We start from the raw sequence: 11512 nt of genomic DNA, 5'->3' as shown, positions 1-11512 counted from the left end.
AATTTATGAATAAATTACGGTGGTACATACTAAAAAACTTTTCAGGCCCGTTTTTACTTGGGCTACTAATATTTTCATTCCTGTTAATATTTGACAAAATATTTACATTAGTAAACCTAATGTTTGCGAAAGGCGTAAACCCAGTATCCGTCGGCAAACTTTTTATGCTGCTGATCCCCACTCTCGTACCGTTAACTTTCCCGATGTCATTTTTGGTAGGCAGCCTGTTAACCTTTGCGCGTATGGCAGAAGACAACGAGATAACCGCAATCCGCGCATCCGGTATAAAACTTACAGGCTTAATCCTGCCATTTATTATTCTCTCACTATTTTTCAGTAGCTCGCTTGTATGGTACAACCAGAACATCTTACCCACAGCGCAACGCTACTTCCGCATACTTTATCAGAACATCCTCGCAGAGAAACCGTATATAAGGATTGAAGAAGGCACGTACCTGACGTTGAACCAATACAAAATTTATGTAGAATCCCGTGATGCACAAAACTTTTTTCATCAAGTACTTATCTACAAATTTAATGACACTTTTTCTCCGCCGGTACGCATAAGCGCGATGAAAGGCCGGTGTTACACAAACTTCCAGGAAAGCTTGGTATTTGAACTTTTTGACGGCAAAATCAGCCAGCCATCAAAACACGCGTTAACTCAGGTGGTAGACACCAAATTTGAACGCTACGTTTTAGTCATTACGTTGTCTCAAGATATTAAAGAATACAACAACGCATCGCGTACAATCCGTGAAATGACCGGTAAAGAACTCAAACTTGAAATCTCAAAAATAAAAGACAACTTCTCCGCAACTGCACGCATGGCGGTGGAATACAATTTACGTAACGGCATAGCCTTCGCATGTTTAATGTTTACACTTACCGGCATACCATTGGGAATACAGATCCGCCAGCGCAACCGCGCGATCGGTTTTGCCGCGAGTATTATAGTAATTGCGATATACTACTTAGCCTTGATATTCGGCATAACCCTTGGCGACCGCAGTATCCTCCCTGCGAGTATAGCAATGTGGCTGCCTAACATTATCGTCGGTATAATCGGCATATTCTTGTATTACAGGATGTCAAAAATATGAAAAAATACTTGTTACAGAAATACTTTATCTTTCATTACATCCGCCCGTTTATCTACGGATTATTCATAGTCTGGCTGTTAACTATGATCTCGCAGTTTTTTGACCGCCTGGACTTACTGGTCACCAATAAACCTGCAATACAAGATATTATAGCGTACCTATTACTGCGTTCACCATTTTGGACACTGCAGATTCTCCCGATTATAACATTACTCGCACTACTTTTTGCGTTGAATAACCTTTCCCACACAGGAGAACTCACAGCAATAAAATCCGCAGGCGTGGATATTTACAAATTCATAAAACCGGTATTCTATATCGGTATTTTATTAAGCCTAACCTCCTTCTATTTTTTTGAATACGTAATAATTCACAGTAACGCGCAATCCGACTACATTTTCCGTACAAAATTCAAAAATGCCGAACCCAATATGCAGGTACTGCAAACCAACGTTTTTCTTGTAGGACAAAACGGCCAGTATTTTACAGCCAATCTTGTTGACCCCTCAAAAAATGAACTACAAGGTTTTGTAATGGAAAGTTTTGATAATGATTTTCATATAAAAACCCAAACGATCTCTAAGCGCGCAGTTTGGGATAAACAAAATAGTATATGGACACTTTACGACACTGTTGACCGCCGGTATAATGCAAACGAAGAAATTGTATCACAAACATACAAACATACAAAAACCGTCCCGCTAAACGAAACAATCAACGATTTTGTGTATTACTCCCCCAACCTAGAAGAAATGAATTTTATCAAACTAAAACAATACATCACATCATTACGGCTAAAAGGCCGACAGACCGCGCGGGAAGAAGTACAGTATCACATGAAATTTTCGTACCCTCTAGCAAACCTGGTTGTATTAATTTTTGGGTTATACTTTGGATTATTAACCCAGAAAAGCGGGAAACTGCGTAGTTTCAGTATATGCCTTATCAGCACATTTTTATACTGGGGCGTACTTTCAGTGAGCAGGTCAGTAGGGGATACAGGACGAATACCGCCGTTAATCGCAGCATGGCTACCCAACGTGTTATTCACAACAATCGGAGCAATACTGCTTACCCGCGTACACAGGTAATTTAGGAAAAAGTTTTACTTCACTACCGCCATTCGGCCAACTTTAAGACTTTTTTCAGTTTTCAACGCGTAAAGATACACACCAGCCGCAACTTTCTGGCCGTAAGTATTTGTGAGATCCCATTGAGCTTCATACTTATAACTCTCATCGGATAATGAAATTAACCTTATTTCTGTAGAAGGAATTGTTTTTATCAATTCCCCGTTAATGGTAAACACCAATATTTGCCTTGTAGACGACGGTTTACCTAAAACAAAACTCGCAGTGAACAACCCGCTGGAACAAGGATTTGGAGAGCCGTACATACTCAAAATCTCATCATCCCCAATTTTTGTCCGTAAAATATTTGAGACTAAATAACTATTCCCCGTCCCGAATATCCCTTCAATTGTAATTGAACTTTCCTGGCCATTATTAGACTTAGTATCCGGCGTAGTAAACATTGCTCCGTCGCAGAAAGGATGTTTTGACGAACACCCGCTATCCGCATCACCTGGCTCGCTTCTATCAGAAGTATGAAGTTTAACACCAAGATAATCCGTACTATACTTATTATTAATAATGTTATGGTTGAACCTGGTATTCAACACCCCGCCATCCGGAGGATAAGCAAGCTTGCCGTACAATACAGTTTCATCCACATGCCAGATTAACAATCCTTCGGTACACAATCCCTGGTCATACTTAAGTTTAGGCTCAGACTTTCTGCGGTATTCAACCAAAAAATATTCTTCCCATATACCTTGTTTATTCCCGGTATCTATAGGAATCTTAATAATACCTTCCAGCGCTCTCTCAGATGGTACAATCTGTTTTCCTATAGTCGATGACACAATAACTTGTGTACTTGAAATATTATTACTGGTATTAGACGGTGATACCCACCCAAGAACAGTCTTACACCAAGCACATGTATGAGACGGATTACTCCCGCTAAGATCCCCGGATTTCCCTCCCCAGTTACCATAATCCATCAAACACCATACCCCGACTATACTTTTAGAAATACTTCCCGTTCTATACATATCAGCTAAACCCAATTGATGCCCGAATTCATGGCAGATAGTACCTAGAGGGTCAGACTCCTTTTCTTTTGCAGGAACTAACAACCCTTCGTTAAACCCGCATACCGAGTTATAATATCCCTCCCACGAAAGAAAGACCGACCATATATCCCCTTCAACCCCGGTAGATTCCTGGCCATACCCTGCATGCAGTATCATCACCGCATTATATGTAGCCGTACTTATGTTAGCACCATTTTCATTTGCTACTGCCACAGCATCTTTGAACAACCTGTGAGTATTAGCTTCAAGCACAGTATCCGGTGCGCCGTATGACTGCATAGTATTTGACAGGTTAAATGCACCGTTAGCAGGAAACGTACTGATCACCAACTGCAACTTACCATATGACACCTCGCTGTAATACTCCGCCATACGTTTAAGATATCCCTGTACTGTGGACAACTCAAACGCATTAATTGTAGCACTACCGCTGGTAGTAGCTCCAGCTGATGCGAAGTTCACTATAATCGCCGCAATCTTTTTTTGCCCGATTGTACCAAGTTTAGTAGCGAGAATATCTTCGTTTATCCCCAACGCGCGCATACCGCGCACATCAGGTAGTTTATGAACATGCTCACGCGGTTCCTGCCATGCAAATTGAGGGTGTAATGCCGGCGCGGGGTACGCGTTTCCCGCAAATACCGGTATTGCTAATATTAATACCGTTAAAACATTAAAACACTTATACCGCAATTTATTAGGCAATCCTTATTTATGTCCCTTGTTTCCAAGACGACAAATACTTAACTTGTTCAGGGGTTAACTTATCAATATTCATCCCCATACTTTTAAGCTTCAACTCCGCAACTTTCTTATCTATATCTACAGGTACGGAATACACATTTTTCTTCAACCCGCCTAGTTTACTTTTTTTGACAATATATTCCACGCATAACGCCTGATTCGCAAAGGACATATCCATAACACTTGCCGGATGCCCTTCCGCAGCAGCAAGATTAATTAACCTACCCTCACCTAGCACGAACACGCTCTTTGACTTGCCATTGGATTTCAATACATATTCATCGACAAACTCACGCACATTTTTCTTTTCACTACTAAGTTTTTCCAGTGCAGGGATGTCAATCTCAACATTAAAATGCCCGGAGTTCGCTATTATTGCCCCGTTTTTCATTACCTTAAAATGCTCTTTCCGTAAAACACCTATATCTCCGGTAAGAGTGAGAAACAGATCGCCTATCTTTGCAGCTTCACTCATAGGCAATACAGTGAACCCATCCATTACCGCCTCTAACGCGCATAACGGGTCAACTTCTGTAACATACACAATCCCACCCATTCCCCGTGCACGCATTGCGAACCCGCGCCCGCACCATCCGTACCCACAGACAACAATGTTTTTTCCTGCCAACAACAAATTTGTCGCGCGTACCACACCGTCGATAGTAGACTGCCCGGTGCCATAACGGTTATCAAATAAATGCTTAGTCTGCGCGTCATTAATCGCTATGATAGGATACTCCAGCACACCCGATTTTGCCATTGCGTGCAAGCGTATAACCCCGGTCGTAGTTTCTTCTGTCCCGCCGATCATTGAGGATAACAACGCACGGTATTTTTTGTCGGTATGAAGTACGGTAACAAGATCCGCACCGTCATCCATAGTAATCTCCGGCGCAGAATTAAGTACCGCAACGATATGGCTGTAATACCTTTTCTTATCCTCACCCTTAACCGCATAGACAGGTATACCGTAATCCTTCACTAGATGCGCTGCTACATCATCTTGAGTAGACAACGGGTTGGAAGCACAGAGTTGAACCTTAGCCCCCCCCGCAGCGAGTGTGATCATAAGATTCGCAGTTTCCGTTGTTACGTGCAAGCAACACCCGATTTTGACACCATTCAACGGCTTTTCTTTGATAAACCTCTCGCGGATCGACCGTAATACCGGCATCTCGCGTTCGGCCCATAGTGTACGTTTTTTTCCGATACCCGCAAGTTTTATGGACTTAACATCATTTTTTATTACCACAACACTTTATCTCCGTTTCACTTAATACAAATAAACTATACTGCCGCACGGATTTTCGCTACTGAATCCGTTTTCTCCCAGGTAAACTCCTTTTCCTTCCGCCCAAAATGCCCGTAACTCGCAGTCGCTAAATACCTAGGTTTCAGAAGGTCAAGTTTCTTAATAATCCCCTGAGGTGTAAAATCAAATACTTGCATCACAGCTTTTGTTAATTTCTCATCACTAACTTTCCCTGTTCCATGAGTATCCACCATTAACGATACCGGCTCCGCACGGCCAATTACGTACGCAACCTGTATCTCACATTTCCGCGCTAACCCCGCAGCTACAACATTTTTTGCGGCATACCTCGCCATATACGACGCTGAACGGTCAACTTTAGTTGGATCCTTTCCGGAGAACGCACCGCCGCCATGCGGAATCATCCCGCCGTAAGTATCCACCACAATCTTACGGCCGGTCATCCCGGTATCCGACTGCGGCCCGCCGACCACAAACTTCCCGGTTTGATTAACAAAAAACTTTGTATTTTTATCCACGAGTTTGTTAAGTACAGGCATAGCTACAGCGTCAATTATTTCCTTCCGTGCCTTACTTGTAATATTACACTTAGACTTATCCAGAATTTCTTCAGTATGCTGGCATGCAAGTACAACCTTATCAACTCTCACGGGTTTATTATCACGATATTCAATAGTAACTTGCGACTTCCCATCGGGCCCCAGATACTTCAATATATTCCTTTTTCTTACCTCCGCGAGCCTGCGGGTTAACCTATGCGCCAGTGTAATCGGCAACGGCATAAGTTCCGGAGTATCATTACACGCATACCCAAGCATAAACCCCTGGTCCCCCGCACCGCCACAGTTCACACCTTGCGCAATATCCGGTGACTGTGTATGAATAGCATTCAAAATTGCACAGGTGTTATAGTCAAATCCATAAATAGTAGAACTATACCCAATATTTTTCACTACTTCACGTACAAGTTTGTGGATATCAACAAACGCATTCGTTGTGATTTCACCGCCGATAATAACCAACCCCATAGTGATATAAGTTTCACACGCCACACGCCCGTACTTATCCTGCCTCAATACCTCGTCAAGCACAGCATCGGATATCTGGTCGCACACCTTATCCGGATGCCCTTCAGTCACTGACTCTGATGAAAACAAAAAATCTTTTGCCATAACTACTCCCTTCCTTTTTCTATAAAAAATCTTTAAATAACAACTACTTTTTCTGCAGATTAATTACAGACCCTTCAAACACTGAAATATTTTCAACAACTTTTGCGGAATTACCGATAATACAATTACTTAACCCCACCTTTTTCTCTACGACAATATCATTCCACAACACTGAATTCCCGATTTTTGCACCCCTCTTAATCCTGCAATTATTACCAATAACAGTGTGTTTATCCAGGATAACATCTTTTTCTATAACACAATTATTCCCGATGATAACCGGCGGAAATATTCTTACAGTTTTATCAATCCTGGTACCTTCACCCACCCATATATGCATCCTACCCCTTTTTTCTCCGGGTATACTCAACTTAACCTTTCCTTGAAGAATATCGCGCTGCGCACGCCGGTATTCCGTTAAATTCCCGATATCACACCAGTAATCAGACATTAAGTACCCATAGATTTTCATCCGTTTTGTTAGCATCAACGGCCAGAGGTCATGCCCGAAATCAAACATTTTATTTTTAGGTATCAACTTCAATACTTCAGGTTCAAAAATATAAATCCCGGTATTGACGGTATTAGAAAATATTTCGCTCCATGCCGGTTTCTCAATAAACTTCTTGATCCTCCCGGTTGAATCAGTAAGCGTGATCCCGTACTCAAACCTTGTATCCACCGGCTTTAACACCATCGTCGCGACTGAATGCTTATTATGATGAAAATCAATTGCTTTTGTGATATCCAAATCCGTGATCCCATCACCGGACATCACAATAAACGTATCATCCTTAAGAAACTCCTCTACTCTCTTAACCCCACCGGCAGTACCCAAAAGCTCTTTTTCTTCTGACCACAATATCTTTACACCCCACCGGCTTCCATCCTTGAAATATGCCTTAATTTTTTGCGGATGATAATGCAGATTTATCACCATCTCATTAATATTATGCATCTTCAACAATCTGATAGTATGCTCAAGCACAGGACGGTTAGCCACCGAAAACATAGGTTTTGGGAAATAGTACGTCAACGGCCTAAGCCTGGTCCCCACTCCCGCCGCTAAGATAAACGCTTTCATATTTTACTATACCTGCGTATAACCGACTTTTCTCCGAGTATCGCACCCTCCGAAATCAACGTATTACCTTCAATAATACAACCTCTCCCGATAATAGATGATTCAATCTTAACACCTTCCCCGATCTTGGCATCATCCAGAATTACACAGTCCTTAATAACCACACCCTGCCCGAGCTCGCAATTATTTCCTAAACACACATTCCCCGACAACTGCACGTATTTACCGATACGATTATTTTTCCCAACAACAACATTCCCGTGGCATGTAATATGATTTTTCTTGATAACATCCTTACTAAGCTTCCCCGCATGCCTTGCTAAAAACTTGGATGGCACTTTAATATTGTGTTCCATAACATCATAATTCGCTAGCAAAAACTTCTCCGGTGTACCAATATCCAGCCAATACGTCGATGTAGCGACATACCCGTAAACCTTATGTTTCCTTTTCTCATCAGTCAACAACGTAGGGTATAGGTTGCGCTCCAACGAAAAGTTAGTGTTATCAGGTATATAATCCAGGATCTGAGGCTCAAGAATATAAATCCCAGCGTTTATAGTATTTGACGTAACTTCATCCCAGGACGGTTTTTCAAGAAATCTCTGTACCTGGTTCCTCGCATTTAATTCTACCAACCCATAAATTGTAGGATCCTTCACCCGGGTAAGTGCAATTGTAACTATCGCACCGTTCTTCCGGTGATACTTCGCAACTATTGATAAGTCCAGGTCCGTAAGTATATCACCATTTAAGATGAACGCAGGCTGTTTAAAATACTTCCGTGCCTGCCACAATGCACCCGCGGTACCCAACGGCTTTTCTTCGAACGAAAAATGTATCTTCATCCTCCCATACCGCAGGGAAGAATAATACTTCTTAAAACTATCACTCAAATATGATACACAGAACACTACTTCATCCACACCATGGCGTTCAAGCAGGTCAAGCTGGTAATCCAAAAACGCGCGGTTAACCACCGGCAATAACGGCTTTGGCACGCTCAACGTCAACGGCCTCAACCTTGTCCCATAACCACCGATTAAAATAAACGCTTGCATAAAACCTTAATACGCTCCTTTTGCTGTAAGTACTACCGGCAATGTTGTAAACAGTATTCTTAAGTCCATCCCTAACGACCAGTTTTCAACGTAGTAAATATCAAGCTGAATCATTTCTTCATAACTCAAATCCGCACGCCCGCTGATCTGCCATAACCCTGTAATCCCGGGTAGGACATTCAACCTTTTCCTTGCGAAATCGTCGTATGCTGCAGTTTCCCATAACACCTGTGGCCGCGGGCCAATTAAGCTCATCTCTCCTCTAAGCACATTAATAATCTGCGGTAGTTCGTCTATACTAAACCTCCGTAAAAACCGCCCTACACGGGTAACCCGCGGGTCATCACGCATCTTAAACAACGGCCCCTGGCGGTCACTCTGTGCACGCAGTTTTTCTATATGCCTCTCTGCATTAACAACCATAGTACGGAATTTATAAAAATCAAATATCCTTCCCTTATGCCCCATCCGTTTTTGTTTATAGAACACCGGCCCGGAAGAATCTATCAAAACTGCGATCACAATACCCAAAAGCACAGGGAAAAGAAAAGATATTGCTAATAGCGATACTACCACATCCACAAAACGTTTTATATAATAATTTACCCCATGCAGAGATATAGATTTTAGTCTTAAGAACGGCAACCCAAGGTCATTATCAGTGAACACTTCCCCCATACGAAGTTCAAAAATATTTGGAAGAAACTTCAACACAATACCGTTTGACTCACAGAGGTCATTTATACTCAATAACTGTTTATGGTCCGGCTCCTGTTGCGCAATAATAACTTCTTCAACATCCCATGTTTCCAGCATCTGTTCAACCTTATCGACTGACAATTGCGGAACATAATAAACTTTAATATGCGGCTGCCGTTTCAGGATTTTCAGGATACTCTCCGCAGCACGGCCCTGTCCCATAACCATCATGCGTAACGGCCCGACAATTAACCTCACAGCGCGGACTATCACGAACCTCAGTATCAAATGGTTTATCGAAATAGTAACAATTGCAAGCACCCACGCCAAGCCAAGCACAATCCTTGAATACTCATACTCGCGATACATAAATGTTAACGCCATAGCGAAGACTATCCCAGTCGATACTGCTTTCACTACCAACACAATTTCATCAAGTGCAGAAACGAACTTTTCACGGTATAGGTTAGTGTACAAAAATATCATTGCCCATAACCCTATCACCGCAATAATCGTTTTCTGGTACACCTCCCATGACGGCATCCCTAAGACCGGAGGGATTATTGTTAACAACAGCTGATACTGAAACCGTATTTTGAACGCAACGATAAACATTAGGTACAACAAAAACAGGTCAACCAGAAAAACCAGTACCATCAACAGATAATTAATATTACTACGCGACAATATTTTATTCATAAACTACTATTTTACTTGATTATCAAGGCAATTATCAAGGACTTACTTAGATATAAGAAATCAATCTTACTGGAGTTTAGAGTCAACAAACCCCTTAAACTCATTCTTAAACCTTGCTTTGTTAAACCTTAAACCATTTTCACGGACAGCATTTCTATTGAAACTCATATTCTCAAACTTCTTAACTGCACCAATCAAAGCTTCACAAGTTTGTTCATAAAACAATACACCGGTTTTACCGTCAATCACGGTTTCCAAAGCACCGCCTTTACCATACGCAATAACCGGCGTCCCTGCAAGCTGCGTTTCTACGGGCATAATCCCAAAATCTTCCTCCCCCGGAAAAATGAAGGCTTTACACTTACTATAACACTCATACAATTTCTTATCATCCTGCCACCCAAGAAACTCAATATTTTTATCAGCTAACGATCTAAGTTTTTTCTCATCCTGCCCCTGCCCGATAATAACAAGCCGATACCCCAACTTATTAAAAGCTTCAACCGCGAGATCCAACCGTTTATACGGCGCAAACGCTCCAGCCAGTAAATAATAATCTTCACGCTTATCAACTATATCCTTGTTCCCGTAATACTCAGTATCCACCGGAGGATATATAACAGCAGCCTCACGGTTATAACACCTTTTGATCCGCTCCTTAATATTCTCAGAATTTGAAACAAAATGATTAACTCTCCCTACAGTCTTAATATCCCAGTTACGGATATATTTCATAACACCTTCGATAACAAAATCCTTAATCCCTTTTGGTTTATTCCCTATAGCAAAATACTGGCCATACATTTCCCACGCATACCGTACCGGCGTATGGCAATAACAAATATGCACAGCATTTTTACCGGGAATAACACCTTTCGCTACGCAATGGCTGCTGCTGATAATTAAATCATAATTCTTGACATTAAACGCTTCAATTGCCATCGGCATAAACGGAAGATAGTAACGGTAATACTTACGGGCAAACGGCATATACTGCAGAAATGACGTATGAATATTCATTTTTTCAATAGTATCCGAAACAGCACCCTTGAAATGAAACAAGGTATAGAGGTCCGCTTCAGGGTAAAGTTCACATATTGCTTCCACAACTTTTTCCCCGCCCCGCATACCGGTAAGCCAGTCGTGTATAATCGCGGTTTTCAACTCAACACCTCATCCCTTGATTCAATACTTAACCCCAAATAAACCGATTCTTATCACAGTAAGAAACGCTTCGAATATAATATTTTTTGATATCTTCGACTGCCCGTACACGCGTTCAACAAAAACGATGGGCACTTCATGAACTTTATACTTCTTCTTCGCAATACGGTACTTTAGTTCTATCTGATAAGCATACCCCTCGCACTTAATTCTCTCGAGGCTGATATTTGGTATAACTTCGCGTTTAATCCCGACATACCCCGCGGTATTATCATTCACAACCCCGCGGGTAAAAGTTTTTACATAAATATTCGCGAACTTCGACAATAACCTGCGATGCAACGGCCAGTTTTTT

General features: G+C 41.8%; 10 protein-coding genes. 2 read left to right on the top strand and 8 right to left on the bottom strand.

Annotated features, from left to right (window positions below; all coding sequences use genetic code 11):
* Positions 1-5 precede the first annotated feature (5 nt).
* Positions 6-1103, top strand: coding sequence for an LptF/LptG family permease (locus tag WC955_01895; protein MFA5857799.1), 1098 nt, complete (start codon positions 6-8; stop codon positions 1101-1103).
* Positions 1100-2194: an LptF/LptG family permease gene (locus WC955_01890; GenBank protein MFA5857798.1), complete on the top strand. Its 1095-nt coding sequence runs from the start codon at positions 1100-1102 to the stop codon at positions 2192-2194. The genes WC955_01895 and WC955_01890 overlap by 4 nt, the downstream gene beginning before the upstream one ends.
* Positions 2195-2208: 14 nt before the next feature.
* Here the strand turns inward: WC955_01890 and WC955_01885 are convergent, their stop codons facing one another.
* From WC955_01885 to WC955_01850, 8 genes are all read right to left on the bottom strand, one after another.
* A complete protein-coding gene (locus tag WC955_01885; protein MFA5857797.1) occupies positions 2209-3966 on the bottom strand; it encodes a M6 family metalloprotease domain-containing protein in 1758 nt (585 codons plus the stop codon).
* 7 nt (positions 3967-3973) lie between these two features.
* Complete coding sequence (gene ahcY / locus WC955_01880; protein MFA5857796.1) at positions 3974-5251, bottom strand: adenosylhomocysteinase; 1278 nt, start codon at positions 5249-5251, stop codon at positions 3974-3976.
* Between the two features lie 41 nt (positions 5252-5292).
* Entirely contained in the window at positions 5293-6450 is a 1158-nt protein-coding gene (gene metK / locus WC955_01875) for a methionine adenosyltransferase (GenBank protein MFA5857795.1), read from the bottom strand.
* A gap of 43 nt (positions 6451-6493) precedes the next feature.
* Positions 6494-7534 carry an NDP-sugar synthase gene (locus tag WC955_01870; protein ID MFA5857794.1) on the bottom strand — a complete coding sequence of 347 codons (1041 nt, stop codon included), beginning with the start codon at positions 7532-7534 and terminating at the stop codon, positions 6494-6496.
* Complete coding sequence (locus WC955_01865) at positions 7531-8595, bottom strand: NDP-sugar synthase (GenBank protein MFA5857793.1); 1065 nt, start codon at positions 8593-8595, stop codon at positions 7531-7533. The genes WC955_01870 and WC955_01865 overlap by 4 nt, the downstream gene beginning before the upstream one ends.
* Positions 8596-8601: 6 nt before the next feature.
* On the bottom strand, positions 8602-9993 hold the full coding sequence (locus WC955_01860) for a sugar transferase (GenBank protein MFA5857792.1): 1392 nt from the start codon (positions 9991-9993) through the stop codon (positions 8602-8604).
* Positions 9994-10059: 66 nt separating this feature from the next.
* Positions 10060-11157 carry a glycosyltransferase gene (locus tag WC955_01855; GenBank protein ID MFA5857791.1) on the bottom strand — a complete coding sequence of 366 codons (1098 nt, stop codon included), beginning with the start codon at positions 11155-11157 and terminating at the stop codon, positions 10060-10062.
* Positions 11158-11178: 21 nt separating this feature from the next.
* Positions 11179-11512, bottom strand: a 334-nt coding sequence (locus tag WC955_01850) for a polyprenol monophosphomannose synthase (protein MFA5857790.1), incomplete at its 5' end; no start/stop codon positions are given.

The sequence above is a fragment of the Elusimicrobiota bacterium genome (genome assembly GCA_041658405.1).
GTDB lineage: Bacteria > Elusimicrobiota > UBA5214 > JBBAAG01 > JBBAAG01 > JBBAAG01.
The sequence above is the reverse complement of the archived record's forward strand: the minus strand, read 5'-3'. Positions and strand labels throughout refer to the sequence as shown.